Source organism: Streptosporangium sp. NPDC002721 (assembly GCF_042888905.1).
In the GTDB taxonomy this organism is placed as follows: Bacteria; Actinomycetota; Actinomycetes; order Streptosporangiales; family Streptosporangiaceae; genus Streptosporangium.
Window position 1 is genome coordinate 179,723 of record NZ_JBIAQI010000015.1, and the last position, 13,363, is coordinate 193,085.

The following is a 13,363-nucleotide window of genomic DNA, read 5'->3' on the forward strand; positions in this document are numbered from 1 at the left end:
GTTCCACAAGTATCCGGACCGATGATCTGAACGATCAATGACGCGTCGGCGTGGCGGCCTCCTCACCTCCGGGGCCGCCCGGCTCTCCCAGCAGCACGGCCATCGGGAGCAGCCACGCCATCCGGGGACTGCCCATCTCCTGATCGAGCTCCTCGGGGCTGGGCATCCTGTCGTCGAGCACGTGGGGCGGGACCAGATGGTGGATCGCGTGCGCGAGCAGGTGGGCCATCGAGTATCCGGGGTCGGCCTCGTGCGCCCGGGTGAGGGCGACGCCCGCCAGTGCGGAGTCTCCCCGCCGCCAGGCGACCAGGCCGAGCAGCGAGGCCACCGGAGGCACGAACCTCGGCTCCAGCCTCCGGGTGAGGTCGTGCCAGAGCTTGAGGTGCGCGTCATGGCTCTCGTCGGTGACCAGCGCCCACGCCTCGTCACGGATCCTGATCACCGCCAGGTCGAGCCCCAGCCTGGCAGCCTGCTCCTCGCCGAGCCGCCCTCCCGAGGCGTAGGTGACGATCGCCTCGCGGACCCTGGCCATGCCGTCCGCGACGAACTCCGCCGCGAACCCGTCGGCGTCGCGGCATCCGGCGAGCCTGCCGCGCATCTCCTCCGCGAGGCGGCCCGTCGCCTCGCGCATGGCCTCCCGCGCGGGCCCGGTGACCGGGTCGAGCGAGCGCTCCAGGGTCTGCCTGTCCGGCAGCGCGACCAGCCCGTGCAGGACCGCCTCGGCCGCGACCGCACCGGCCCGCCGCTCGTACGGCATGCCCTCGGCCGGACAGCAGTCGGTCCGCGAGCACCCGTACGACCAGTAGCGGCCGTCCTCCACCCGTAGCGCGTCGACGACGATGAGCCCGCTCCGGCGGAACAGCGCCAGGGCCTCGTCCACGGCCGGGGTCACCAGCGGGCCGGCACCGTAACCGACCACGACGACCTGGCTGACATCCTCCTTCCCGAAGAGCGGGACGATCTGGCCGAGACCGTCGGGCCCCAGGGGCAGGTCCCACCGGACGGTGAGGTGCAGCCTGCTCCTGGGCGGGCTGCCCGTGAGGCCGATGACGACCAGGCTGTCGGCGGGGTGGAACCCCAGCAGGTAGGGGACGGCTCCCAGAACGTCCTCCGTGGAGCCGAGCAGGAGCCGGGGCGGCGAAGCGGGTGGAGAGGGCGCATACGGCGGACGCGGCGGCTCGAACGAGACCGGGAACCGGGGGGACGGCACCGCGGGCGAGACCGGGGACGGAGACTCGGCCGGAGGTTGAGGTCGAGCCGGAGGTTGGGGTCGAGGGGACGAGGGCGCGGCCGAAGCCGAAGGTTGAGAGAGCGAGGGCTCGGGCGAGACCGGGAGCTGAGGGGACGAGGGCCCGGCCGAAGCCGGGGGCTGAGGGGACGAGGGCCCGGCCGAAGCCGGGGGCTGAGGGGACGAGGGCTCGGCCGAAGCCGGGGGCTGAGGGGACGAGGGCCCGGGCGAGACCGGGGTGTCGGGTGTCATGCCCGGAAGCCTCGCCGGAACCGCGACCCCCTTCCCGCGCCGAACCCCTTTCTGTGGAAAGCCCTCCGGCTGTCCACAGCCGACCGGCCGGGGGAGCGTGAGGACTACTCCTCAGACACCCCTGTCGACGCGCGGAGGAGCCCCGTCCGTCCTTCCCACCGGGAGGACGGGCGGCGCCAGGCGGGTGCGGACCATGATGGCCGCGCCGGCCACGGCGGCGGGCATCGCGATCACCGCGACGAACGGGATGAGGAAGAGCAGGAAGAGCAGGACCCCGAAGCCGAGCGCCGGGGCCTTGTTCCCCCTGAGTAGGCCGAAGCGCCGCTTGCGCGCCAGTCCCCTGCGCTCGAGGGCCAGCGTGGTCAGCTCGATCGTGAGGAAGAAGCCCGAGACCAGGGCGCCCAGGACCGGAACCACCGTCTGCCCGATCACCGGCACGAAACCGAGGAAGAACAGCGGGATCGTGAACAGCAACAGCCATCCGAGGGTGACCAGGCTGTCCCTGATGGATCGGGGGATCGACTTCCACAGCGGGAGCTCGTGGCCGGTCGGCACCTCCCCGTAGGTCTCCTCCACCTTCTCGGAGAGCTTCTCGTAGAAGGGCTCGCCCAGGATGAGGGTGATCGCCGTGAAGGTCACCACGGACAGGACCAGCGCCGCGCCGAAGAGCGCCAGCCCGACCACCGCCCGCAGCGCGGTCCGCGTGCCCTCGCTCCATCCGTCGGCGAACGGCGTGCCCCACGCGGCGATGTCCAGCGCGTTCGTGCCGAGGAAGTAGAGGCCGGTCGCGTAGAGGGCGAACGCGATCAGAGCCGGGATCAACCCGAACAGCCACCAGCGCGGGTATCGCGCGACCCAGCGCAGTCCCTGGAAGAAGAACCCGATGCCGTCCAGAAAGGAGCGGAAATGACCCATGGCGGAAGATTATCGGGATCGGCCATCCCCCGGGAGAGCGCGCCCCGGCGGGCGTCGGCACTCCACCTGGCGTACGGGACGGAAGGCTCGCTCAGGAACGCTGCCAGAGGGCGGGAACGGAGACCCCGAGGGTGCCGAAGAGGCGGCGGAGGAGGGGCAGGGAGATGCCCAGGACGTTGCCGTGGTCGCCCTCGATGCCGTCGACGAACCAGCCGCCCCGGCCGTCCAGCGTGAAGGCCCCGGCGACGTGGAGAGGCTCGCCGGTGGCGACGTAGGCGGCGATCTCGTCGTCTGTGGGGTTGCCGAAGCGTACGACCGTCGCGCCCACCTCCGCCACCTCGCGCCCGTCCGCGGCGTCGATGACGCAGTGACCGGTGAGCAGGCGGCCCTCGCGTCCGCGCATGCCGCGCCAGCGGGCGACGACCTCCTCGGGTGAGGACGGCTTGCCGTAGGCCCGGCCGTCGAGTTCGAGCATCGAGTCGCAGCCGATGACCAGCCCGCCGTTCAGGTCGGCGGCGACCACGGTCGCCTTCGCGCGGGCCAGCGCGAGGCAGAGCTCGCTCGGGCTGTCGGCGGTGATGGCGTCCTCGTCCACACCGCTGACGATCACCTTGGGATCGAGTCCGGCGCTGCGGAGCAGGGCGAGGCGGGCGGGAGAGGCGGAGGCGAGCACGATCTGGGTCACGGCGACCGAGCCTAGCGCGCCCCCGATCCACGACGGGTGCCCTGCCCACGACAGCCCTGCCCACGACAGACGCCCGCTCCGCGACGGATGCTCGGCCTACGGTGGGGACCGCACGGTTTCCGGCTCACTTTCGGTGGTAACGGAACGCGCGCGTCAGGCTGACGTCGCGGAACCGGGCGTCTGTCGTGGGCAGGGCTATGAATCAGGTGCCCGACGGGTCGGCGCGGTCGGATGGAAGAAGGTCGAGCGAGCGGGCCCTCCGCAGCGCCATCACCCGGTCGTGCACGCCGAGTTTGCGGTAGAGGTTCTCCTTGTGCTTGTTCACCGTCGCCTCCTTGATGTTGAGCCGGCGGCCGATGGCGTACGCGGTCAGCCCTTCGCCCAGGAGCATCAGGACCGCCATCTCGCGCGGGGTGATCCTGTACTCGGCCGGGTCGGCGAGCGTGGGCAGGCCGGACACGACCTTCTCGTGCGCTTCGACCGTGTCGAGGAGCGAGCGCGCGAGATCGGCGTACTCAAGATCCCGGCCGCTGTAACCGGTGCCGTCGCGGCTCATGATGACGCCGCGGATCTGACCGGGTAGGGCGTTCAGGGGCAGGGCGAGCTGGCGGTCGATGCCGATCGCCTCCCTGCCGACGTGGTAGGCCTCGCTCCTCCACCAGTCGCCGTCGGCGACGTCGTCCATGGCCAGAGGCGTTCGGTCCCCGGTTCGCGCGTAGTGGCGGAGCAGCGGGTGCGCACGCATGTGAGATTGGATCAGGGCGTCCAGTGGTGCTTGGTGCAGCCAGTCGGGCGATCCGGTCAGCGCGTGCCCGGTACCCGCCGCCCAGTCCAGGTCGATGAGCACCGCCAGGTCTCCCGGCAGGTCCTTCGTCAGCCGCTCCATCAGCAGGGGCCAGACGCGTACGGGGTCTCTCGTCGTGAGGATGTCCATCGCCAGGTCGTGAATGCGCCTGCCATCCCCCCTGAACAAAGACGTCATGAGCGCATTGTGCATGAACGGCTACCATCTGGCACGACAAATCGGAAGTACGCAGTTCTTCGTATTCATCGGCACGGCCGACCGGCAGGACAGTGGAGGTGACATACGAAAGGAGCCCGCATGAAGCGAGGAACCGCCCGTCTCGGATCACGCCTGGCGGGAGCCGCGCTGCTCGTCAGCACCACGCTGACGGCGGTGACGGAGGTTCCCGCCCACGCCGGCACCCTCGACGCGATGCGCCAGTGCGCCGAAGGCAAGGTCGCGAACCACGACATCCCGCGCCCGCTCGTCTGGGGCAACGGCGGCGGCGGGGTTCCCGTGGGCCGTAACCCGAGCAACATCATCGAGCCCGGAGACGTGTTCCGGATCATCCCGGACACGGGTTCGCGAGTGGACCCCGACGACTGGGAGGGCGCCAGCGTCGGCCCCGGCGGCAACGGGCAGGCCGCGCCGCAGGGATGGCCCTTCCCCGGCCTGGCCCAGTACTCGGCTGTACTGCGCCTCAACAACAACCCGGCAGGCTGGGTGGGTGATCCCGTGCGGGCGACGGCCCTCGGAGGATGCATGCTCTGGACCGACGCCCTGCCCGTCCGGCTGCTGTTCGGTGTCAACGACCCCGACCTGTCCGACAACTCCGGGCAGTGGAGCTTCCGTATACGGATATACGGCCGCGATTAGAGCGCGGCTCAAAGGCTGGGGCATCCGATCGTCGACGGCAACGACGTGGAGACGGTCTCGAAGAGCGAGTTCGTCGAATCGGGGGCCGCACCTCGATAACTGCCAGCCCGACCACTACCAATTGATGACGTTTCGTGTCAGCCTGACTACAGGCGGCGCATCCCAGGAGGAGTGAGCAGATGCCTTTTGATGACTACCAGCGGGAGAGCTCGCGGCGGATAGACCATCAGCGGGAAATGGTCCGGCGTTCCACCGACGAGTCGTCGCGTAGACGCGACCGCGAAGAACGGCATGCCCGTCGCGACAGCGACTCGGACGACCTGAGCCTCGGGACGCAGGTCGTCCTTGCCGTCGTGGCCCTCGTCGCCTTCCTCCTCGTGGTGTACCCGCAGTTGCCCCACCGCTGAGGGGCGGACGATCCCGGCAGCCGGCCGGCCGGCTCGGCATGCCGGTGAGCCAGCGGCCATGAAGGTGCCGCGGTCTGGAGGGTTCCGGCTCGAACCCCATGCGACGGAGGACGGACAAATGTCGACACAGGGTGACGAAGCATTCAGTCGGGCGCTGGCCTTGTACCAAGCGGGACATACCTCCGAGGCCCGGGACGTGCTCCTGGAGGTCGTCGCCGAGTTCCCCGACCATCGAGTCTGCAGGTACTCGCTGGGCGTGTGCCTGAACGAGTTGGGCGAGTGGCGTGAGGCGGAGCGGCACCTGGGCGCGGTGGTGGCGTCCGAGCCCACGCACCACCTGGCCGCCTACGAGCTGGGAGTGGCGCTTCAGGAGCAGGGCAGGCCCGACGAGGCCGCGGCCGCCTTCCGCCAGTCGCTGGCCAGGGACGTGGTGAAGGACGTGCGCCATCGTCTGGAGGCCTGCCGAGCGGACGGCGGGGCGGCGGCAGGCCGACCTTCGCGGAAGGTCGTCGCCCCGGACCCGCCGCCTCCGGTGACCGCCGCGGTCGTCGCTCCCGAGCCGCCGCCTCCGGCGCCCGCCACACCGCACGAGGTCGTGCTCCCGGCCGACTCCGAGCATGCCGCCGCCCTGGAGTACACCCGCACGGTCTCCGCGGGGGTCACGCCGTACCGGACCATGGCCACCGATCTGGACGAGCGGGGTGTCTACGACATCGGCGAGGAAGTGTGGTCGACCAGGACACAGACGCGGCACCTCGTGCTCACGCCGCTCGTGGCCACGGCGCTGGCACTCTCCGTCTCCGTGCTGCGGATGCCGCTGCTCGTCGTGGCGCTCGGGCTGTACGCCGTGGCGGCCTGGGTCACCGCCGTCGTCTCCGCCAGAATGACCTCGTACGTCTTCTATCAGCGCCGCGTCGACGTGGCCGAAGGCGTGAAGGACCGGACCAAGCAGGCGATTCTATATGCCTCGATCACCCGGGTTCGTTATGTCCGCACCCTTTCCTCCTACCTGACGAACACCGCCTCGCTGGAGCTGACCTACATGCTCGGAACGGAGAAGGAGTCGATCGTCCTCGCGGGGCTCGGCCGGCCCGGCAAGGTCGACAAGCTCTACGACGAACTGCAGGGGCCGGTCGTGCGCGAGCGGCGCGCCATGAAGAAGATCCTCTTCTAGGACGGGCGGATGCGCTTATTCGCCCGCGCCAACCTCGTGATCGCCGCGCTGATCGTGGCCGCGCTGGTCGTCCCCCGGGTCGACCTCGACGGGTCGGCCCTTCCCGACCTCGGCCTGCCCGGACTGCCGTTCACGGCGCCGGACAAGCCGATCAGAAAGAACGCGTCCGGACCACCGCCCTGGACGGTCCACGGACACGGCTGGCGGTTCACGGTGGAGCGGACCAGGCGCACGGTCAGCAGGTGGATGGGGAGGACCAGGCCGTCGATCACCATCACCGCGTACGTCACCCGGGAGGAGCGGCGGTTCGCCTCCCTGATGATCTACCGCATCAGCGACAAGGAGAGTGGCAGTGAGCTCGAGGCGGTGCCGTTCCAGGGCGGCGGGGACGGAGACCCGCCGCTCGACCAGCGCAGCAAAATCGTGTTCGTGGTGTGGGACACCTCACCGAGAGCGTCCCGCCTCACCGTCACCCTGCACGATTTCCATTGGCCGGACGGACGTGACCTGGTCCTCGGCGAGGTCCGGGTCCCGGCGTCCTGAGCAGGCCGGGAGGCCGAGATGATCGTCGATGTGGTGCGTGCCGCGATCTCGGTGGTGCAGGTCGTCCAAGCGGTTCCACCCCAGCCGCCGGGCTCCGGCCTGCGCGGAAAGCTGATCGCCGCGCTCGTGGAGCAGGCCGGCGAACTGCGGCCGGAGCCCGCTGAGCGGCCGCTGGCCGAGGCGTTCGCGACCTGGATCGAGCTGGCGGCGAGGCGGGAGTCCGACCCCTTGGCGTTCGAACCCCGACCGTACGCCCACGCGGCGGCCATCCTGGCCGCCGAGCTGGACCTCGCACTGGCATCCGCCCCGCCGCGGCCCGAACCAGGCGACACCGTCGCCCGGTCCAGCCTGTTCACGCGGTCATGACGGATCTCCTGCCGCAGGCTCTCCGGGACGCGCTGCACGAGGCCGCGGACCGCCTGCGTGGCCTCGACGACGCGGCCCACAGAGCCGATGACGCCCTCCAGCACGTGGTCAACGTCTTCGCGGTGCCCAACTTTCTCATGAACACCGATTTCGAGAAGGTTGGCGTCAACGCCCACGGCCTGGGGTCCAACGGTCCGTTCGCGTTCTCGCCGCTGAACCAGGTGCTCAGTGGGTACGGCCTGTTCGCCGGGGCGCGCGACACCTGGAACGGCGCTGTGAAGACCGGGGCGGGGCTGGGTAACGACAACAGCGAGCAGGTGTTCGACGGAACCACCACCGCCGCGACAGGACTCGCCGGGATCTACTCCGCCACGATGGGCCTGCTCGACGTCACCACCCAGGCCGGCGTGTTGGTCGGTGCCGGGCTGGCGGGGTACGGCGTGGGCACCACGGCGATCAAGGGAATCGAGGCGGCCACCGGCCGTAACATCGCCCACGACCTCGGCGACCTCCTCTTCCGGGCGACCCACGGGGGCACTGACGAGGCCTCGTTCACCCTGCCCTCCGACGTCGCGCCGCCGCTCCATGTACTGCCGGACCTGGCCAGGCCGCACACGGAGCACCACCAGCAGCACCACGCCTCACCCCCCTTGGCGCCGCACGGGATCGTCGAGTTCCAGGGCGGATGGTGGTACGAACGGGGAAGCGCCTGGCACGCGATCTCCTCGACACCGGTCCCCGGCGCGATCACGCACACGGAGGGTGGCTACCGGGATGCCGCCGGTGCCTGGCATCACATATCAGCGGGTGAATCGGCAGGCACCGCGGGGTCGGGATGGCGTGGACCGGAGGGCACCTGGCATCCCGTCGGTCCTGACGGCCATGTGATCCCGGGCGGCCAGAGCGTGGTCAACCTGGAATGGACACAGGACGCCGCCGGGTCCTGGCATCCCGTTCCGCCCGGCGTGCCTCCCCCGGCCGACAGCGGTGGCGGCACGCCGGGGGTCGAGCTGAACGCGGCCTGGTTCCTGGGGCATGACGGCGCGTGGCATCCGCTCCCCGTGCACGATGGGGCGGTGGGTGACGGCGGCCAGGCCGGAACCGTGGATGTGGTCTCGGCCGCCTACCAGTCGTCTGACGGCGTATGGCACCCGTTGCCCGTATCTCAGCTTGAGACCGGAGCTGCGCCATCCGGCGGGTCGGACCATGTCCATGGCGGCCAGGGGCCGACGCAGCCATCACAAACCGGAGCGATCCAGGATCACGGCGGACCGGCGCAAGCTGTGGCCGACCAGCCGCACTCCGATGGGGCCGGTCTGACAACCGGAGAACCCGCGGCGCAGGACAACGACGGAGGTTCCGAGACGGCGGCCGGGCATGTGTCGGGGTTGTGAACGGCCTCGGCCCCGGCCTGTGCTCCACGGGCGCCGAAACCGACGAGGTCACCGGTTCCGCCTCCCTCGACGGCTGAAGCGACGCCGTCTTCCGGCCTGGAGACGGTCACTGACCGTCACCGCCGTGGGAGACGGGTCCGGCCCTCTCCAGGCGACCCGAACGACCTCGACACGTCAACGTTTCGGGGAACGGGGCCACCCCCTCCTCCGCGACAGACACCTGCTTCGCGACGAAGGTCCGGTCCACGACGGGTGCCCGGAGGTCAGGCGTGCGGCGGGGGCGGGAGTTGCGGGGGCGGTTCCGAGGAGGGCAGCCCGGGGGCGATGTTCACCGGGAGCCCGGCGGCGGCGTAGGCCTCCGCCTCGGCCAGGGTCTCGTTCTCCAGCAGGGCCTCGGCGATGCCGTCCAGGCGGCTGCGGTGCTCCTCCAGGACGGACCGGGCGACCTCGTAGCACTCGTCCACGATGCGCCGTACCTCCTGGTCCACCGTGGCGAGGGTGTCCGGGGCGGCGGCGGGGCTACCGTCGGCGGCGGGCAGGACGGTCAGCGGGCCGATCCTGGCGGACATGCCCCAGCGGCCGACCATGCCGCGGGCGATCACGGTGACCTGCTCCAGGTCGTTCTCCGAGCCGGTGGTGACCACGCCGTAGACGACCTGCTCGGCCGCCATGCCGCCGAGGGCCCCGATGATCCGGTCGCGCAGGTACTTCTCGTCGTAGGCGTACCGGTCGGTGTCGGGCGTGGAGAGCGTGACGCCGAGCGCCCGCCCGCGCGGGATGATCGAGACCTTCCGCACCGGGTCGGCGCCCGGCTGGAGCATGCCGAGCAGCGCGTGGCCCGCCTCGTGGTACGCGGTGCGCCTCCGCTCGTCCTGCGGGATCACGACGGCGCGGGCCGCGCCGAGCAGGATCTTCTCCAGCGCGTCGGCGAAGTCGGGGGCCCGGACCCTGTCGTTGCCCCGCTTGGCGGCGAGCAGCGCGGCCTCGTTGATCAGGTTGGCCAGGTCGGCGCCCGTCATGCCGGGGGTGGTCCTGGCGAGCCGTTCCAGGTCCACGTCGTCGGCGAGCGGCACGCCCCGGCTGTGCACGCGCAGGATCGCCAGCCGCCCCTCGGCGTCCGGCGCGGACACCACGACGGTACGGTCGAAGCGGCCGGGACGCAGCAGCGCCGGGTCGAGGACCTCCGCCCGGTTGGAGGCGGCGATCACGATGACGCCCTCGGAGCCGGTGAAGCCGTCCATCTCGGTGAGGATCTGGTTCAGGGTCTGCTCGCGCTCGTCGTGGCCGCCGATGGTGCTGCCGCCCCGCACCCTGCCGATCGCGTCGATCTCGTCGATGAAGATGATCGACGGCGCGACCTTGCGGGCCTCGTCGAACAGCTCGCGCACCCGCGAGGCCCCGACCCCCACGATCATCTCGATGAACTCCGAGGCGCTCGCCGAGAAGAAGGGCACGTCGGCCTCCCCCGCCACGGCGCGGGCCAGGAGGGTCTTGCCGGTGCCGGGCGGCCCGGCGAGCAGCACGCCCTTGGGCAGTTTCGCCCCCAGCCTCCGGTACTTGTCGGGGTCCTTGAGGTAGTCGACCACCTCGGCGACCTCGTTCTCGACCTCGTCGATGCCCGCGACGTCGTCGAAGTCGACCCGCACCTTGGCCGGTTCCACCGGCTTGGCCGCCTTGGACCTGCCGAGGCCGCCGAGCCCTCCGAGGCCGCCCATCCCGCCGCCCATCGCGCCGGACGCCGCGCGCCGTACGAACCAGATCCACAGGCCGGCCAGCAGCAGGACCGGGACCAGGGACAGCAGGAGGTTCGACAGGAGGTTCCCGCCGACGGGCTCGGCCCTGATGTTCACCTTCGTCGCGAGAAGCTGCTGGTAGAGCCCCGCCCGGTCGGCGAACACCGGCAGCTCCGTGGAGAACCTGTCGTACGTGACGTCGCCGCTGTCGGGGTCGCGGGCGGGCTTCCTGAGGGTGCCCTCGATCGACGTGCCCGTGGCGTAGACGTCCTTGACGTTCCCCGCCCGGACCTGCTCGGTGAACTGGGTGTAGGAGACCGGCTCGGTGGGCTCCTCGAAGAACGAGGAGACGATGAAGAAGGTGGCGTAGACGACGGCCATGGTCATCAGGAAGCGCACCCAGTTGAACCTCGGGCGGCGCGGGGTGGGCGCCCCGTCGCCGTCGGGCAGGCCCTCGGACCGCCAGGGCTTGGACCCGCTCCCGTTGCCGGGCGTGTCGGGGCCGCTCCCCTCGCGCTCCCGGGACGCCGGTCGGTTCACCACTCCCCCTCGACGACTCGGGGGAGCCTGCTTGGACGGGCGTCCCGGAGGCGCGTCCGGGACGCCCGGCTCAGTCCGGGCCCTCAAACCGGGGCCGCCCCCGCGAAGAGCCCGGCCCCGCGCCCGGCGAGCGGGCGGGAGGTCGTCGCGCGTGCGGCGGCGGAGTGTCCGGCTGTGAAATTCCCCCGAGTTTCACCAGGTCACACGGACAAGGCGATTCCTGCCCAGGTGGGGCTCACTTCAATCTGTCACTTCACCTTGAGGGAGGAGACCGCGGTGTTGATGGCGCGCCAGTACTTGCTCTGGACGTCGGGGATCGTCGCGAAGAGCATCGCGGGCTTGGCGCCGGGGATCTCGGTCACGGCGACGGCGGCCATGGAGGAACGCGCCTTGCCCTTCGTCTTGTACTTCACCCGGTAGGCGAGCAGCCAGCCGTTCTTGATCGGCTGCGAGGCGGTCCAGGTGATCTTGCCGCCCTTGGGGTGGTGGTTGAGCGTCCACCGGGCGGCCAGCACCGCGGTGTCCTTGGACTCCTTCTGCACCAGGATCGGCACCGGGCAGCTCACGAGCATCCCCCGGTGAGCGGTCCCCTTCGCCTTCGGCAGCACCTGCTTGGTGGAGAACGGCGACGCGCCGAAGACCTTCCAGGGCTTGCCCAGGCGGACCAGCGACACGCCGGACTTGCCGTCCTGTACGCGTCGCTTGCTCTTGTCCGCCTTGCCGGAGAGGCGGCCGAGCCGCTTGTCACGCGGCAGGTTCGGCACCCGGGGATCGGCGAGGGCCGCGACGACGGCGCTGCGGTCGGGCGCCGGCTCCGAGCCGTCGGGCGCCGAGGAGGGAGCGGCCGTCTCGTCGGGGTCGTCCGAGGAGGACGCCGACGCGGAGGGGGACACCGACGCGGAGGCAGCCGGCTCCGCCGTGGGAGTCGCCGGGACGGACGGTTCCGCCGACCCTGGACCGGGCGAGGGTGGCGCGGCAGATGGCGCGGCGATCTGCCCCGTCTTTCCCTCGCCCGGTTGATCTGGGGAGCTCGAGGAGACGAAGCCGACGACCGCGGCGACCGCGGCCAGGATCACCGCGAGGCCCACGGCCAGGAAGCGGTAGATGACACGCATCGGCAGGTCGCCGATGCGGGACCGCTTCACGGGGGAGTCCAGTGGCTTCGGGGGGCTCTCCGCCACGACTCTCGGCATCTCCGACGTGGCCGCCTCCGCGGTCACGTATGTCGGCGCGGGACCCGTCTCCCGGGTCCCCTGAGTCCCACCCAACCCATCGAGCACGATCGGGAGCGTACGACAAATCCGGTTTTCCCGTGCGGGATCCCCATCACACTTCGGGAACGAGTACCTTCCTCACCCTTGTGCGAAATACCCTGCGATGATTCCAGGATGTTCGTGGAACGCCAGGTGGAGCTCAGGTTCGACGTCTCCTCGCGCGAGGCGAGGACGCACACCAACCTGTCGGCCGTACGCACCGACGCGCTGGGCCTCTGGCTGGCCGGTGACGAGACCGCCACGGTCGAGCATCTGGCGTTCCGCGCGGGGCGCTTCGACGACCAGCGCACCTTCCACCTCGCCGACTTCGTGGACCTGCCCGCCGGGCGCGACGAGGAGGCCGACATCGAGGGCCTGGGCCGGGCGGACGGCTGGCTCTGGGCGATCGGGTCGCACAGCCTCAAGCGCAGGCGGGTCAAGAAGGGGCACACGTCGCACAAGGCCCGTCGCCGCCTCGGCAGTGTGGTACGCGAGGACAACCGCTACATCCTCGTACGCCTGCCGCTCGTCGGCGCCACCCCGGTCCGCGAGGACGGCTCCCGCAGGGCGGAGATCCTGGCCGGTCCCGGCCGGAACCTGGCCGACCTGCTGGCGGACGACCCGCACCTCGCGCCCTTCGTGACGATTCCCAGCAAGGACAACGGGCTGGACATCGAGGGCATCGCCGTGCTCGACGGCCGCCTGTTCGTCGGCCTGCGCGGCCCGGTGCTGCGCGGCTGGGCCGCGATGCTGGAGATCCGGCCGGAGAGCGACCCCCGGCGTCCCGGCAGCCTGAGGCTCGCCCCCATCGACGGCAGGCCGTACCGGACGCACTTCCTGAACCTCGGCGGGCTCGGCGTCCGCGACATGTGCCCGCACCGGGGCGGGATGCTGATCCTCGCCGGGCCGACCATGAGCCTGGACGGCCCGGTCCGGGTGCTGCGCTGGGATCCGGAGGACGAGCCGTCGGTACGGCACGAGCTGGACCTCGTCGGCGACCTGCCGCACGGGAACGGGAACGACCACCCGGAAGGGATCACCGTCCTTGACGGCGAGCGCCTCCTGGTGGTCCACGACAGCCCCTCGCAGGCGCGTCTCACCCCCGAGGGCGGCGTACTCGCCGACATCGTCAGGATGCCCGGCTGACCGCTCCTGCCCCGGAACCGGACGCCCGGCTGACCGCTCACCCCTCGGAATCAGACACCCGGCTGAC

At 71.0% G+C, this 13,363-nt stretch carries 14 protein-coding genes; 8 read left to right on the forward strand and 6 right to left on the reverse strand.

The features are described from left to right. Positions 1-34: 34 nt before the first annotated feature. The 4 genes from ACFYWM_RS22890 to ACFYWM_RS22905 all read right to left on the reverse strand — a co-directional run bounded on the left by ACFYWM_RS22890 (position 35) and on the right by ACFYWM_RS22905 (position 4,062). Complete coding sequence (locus ACFYWM_RS22890) at positions 35-1,210, reverse strand: DUF4192 domain-containing protein (RefSeq protein WP_389917460.1); 1,176 nt, start codon at positions 1,208-1,210, stop codon at positions 35-37. Positions 1,211-1,591: 381 nt separating this feature from the next. Further along, positions 1,592-2,395, reverse strand: coding sequence for an EI24 domain-containing protein (locus ACFYWM_RS22895; RefSeq protein ID WP_389917461.1), 804 nt, complete (start codon positions 2,393-2,395; stop codon positions 1,592-1,594). Between the two features lie 91 nt (positions 2,396-2,486). After that, positions 2,487-3,080, reverse strand: a complete 594-nt coding sequence (locus ACFYWM_RS22900) for a Maf family protein (RefSeq protein WP_389917462.1) — start codon at positions 3,078-3,080, stop codon at positions 2,487-2,489. A gap of 202 nt (positions 3,081-3,282) precedes the next feature. Then, positions 3,283-4,062: a LuxR C-terminal-related transcriptional regulator gene (locus ACFYWM_RS22905; RefSeq protein ID WP_389917463.1), complete on the reverse strand. Its 780-nt coding sequence runs from the start codon at positions 4,060-4,062 to the stop codon at positions 3,283-3,285. A gap of 120 nt (positions 4,063-4,182) precedes the next feature. On the opposite strand from ACFYWM_RS22905, the gene ACFYWM_RS22910 reads away from it, so the two are divergent. The 6 genes from ACFYWM_RS22910 (at position 4,183) to ACFYWM_RS22935 (ending at position 8,624) form a co-directional block, all read left to right on the forward strand. Further along, positions 4,183-4,740 (forward strand): hypothetical protein, encoded by a 558-nt coding sequence (locus tag ACFYWM_RS22910; protein ID WP_389917464.1) that lies wholly within the window; start codon positions 4,183-4,185, stop codon positions 4,738-4,740. A 179-nt stretch (positions 4,741-4,919) separates the two neighbouring features. Continuing rightward, entirely contained in the window at positions 4,920-5,147 is a 228-nt protein-coding gene (locus tag ACFYWM_RS22915) for a hypothetical protein (RefSeq protein WP_389917465.1), read from the forward strand. A gap of 118 nt (positions 5,148-5,265) precedes the next feature. Next, positions 5,266-6,321 (forward strand): tetratricopeptide repeat protein, encoded by a 1,056-nt coding sequence (locus ACFYWM_RS22920; RefSeq protein ID WP_389917466.1) that lies wholly within the window; start codon positions 5,266-5,268, stop codon positions 6,319-6,321. A 9-nt stretch (positions 6,322-6,330) separates the two neighbouring features. Beyond that, positions 6,331-6,864: a hypothetical protein gene (locus ACFYWM_RS22925; RefSeq protein WP_389917467.1), complete on the forward strand. Its 534-nt coding sequence runs from the start codon at positions 6,331-6,333 to the stop codon at positions 6,862-6,864. A gap of 18 nt (positions 6,865-6,882) precedes the next feature. Next, entirely contained in the window at positions 6,883-7,230 is a 348-nt protein-coding gene (locus ACFYWM_RS22930) for a hypothetical protein (RefSeq protein WP_389917468.1), read from the forward strand. Between the two features lie 104 nt (positions 7,231-7,334). Beyond that, positions 7,335-8,624, forward strand: a complete 1,290-nt coding sequence (locus tag ACFYWM_RS22935) for a hypothetical protein (RefSeq protein WP_389917469.1) — start codon at positions 7,335-7,337, stop codon at positions 8,622-8,624. Between the two features lie 263 nt (positions 8,625-8,887). Here the strand turns inward: ACFYWM_RS22935 and ftsH are convergent, their stop codons facing one another. Both ftsH and ACFYWM_RS22945 read right to left on the reverse strand, forming a co-directional pair. After that, entirely contained in the window at positions 8,888-10,897 is a 2,010-nt protein-coding gene (gene ftsH / locus ACFYWM_RS22940) for an ATP-dependent zinc metalloprotease FtsH (protein ID WP_389917470.1), read from the reverse strand. Between the two features lie 248 nt (positions 10,898-11,145). Further along, positions 11,146-12,012, reverse strand: coding sequence for a hypothetical protein (locus ACFYWM_RS22945; protein ID WP_389917471.1), 867 nt, complete (start codon positions 12,010-12,012; stop codon positions 11,146-11,148). On the opposite strand from ACFYWM_RS22945, the gene ACFYWM_RS22950 reads away from it, so the two are divergent. Next, the gene (locus ACFYWM_RS22950; protein WP_389917472.1) at positions 12,002-12,154 is read left to right on the forward strand and encodes a hypothetical protein; all 153 of its coding nucleotides are present in this window, start codon (positions 12,002-12,004) and stop codon (positions 12,152-12,154) included. The two genes, ACFYWM_RS22945 and ACFYWM_RS22950, sit on opposite strands and share 11 nt — an antisense overlap. A gap of 131 nt (positions 12,155-12,285) precedes the next feature. After that, complete coding sequence (locus tag ACFYWM_RS22955) at positions 12,286-13,296, forward strand: DUF3616 domain-containing protein (RefSeq protein WP_389917473.1); 1,011 nt, start codon at positions 12,286-12,288, stop codon at positions 13,294-13,296. Positions 13,297-13,363 lie beyond the last annotated feature (67 nt).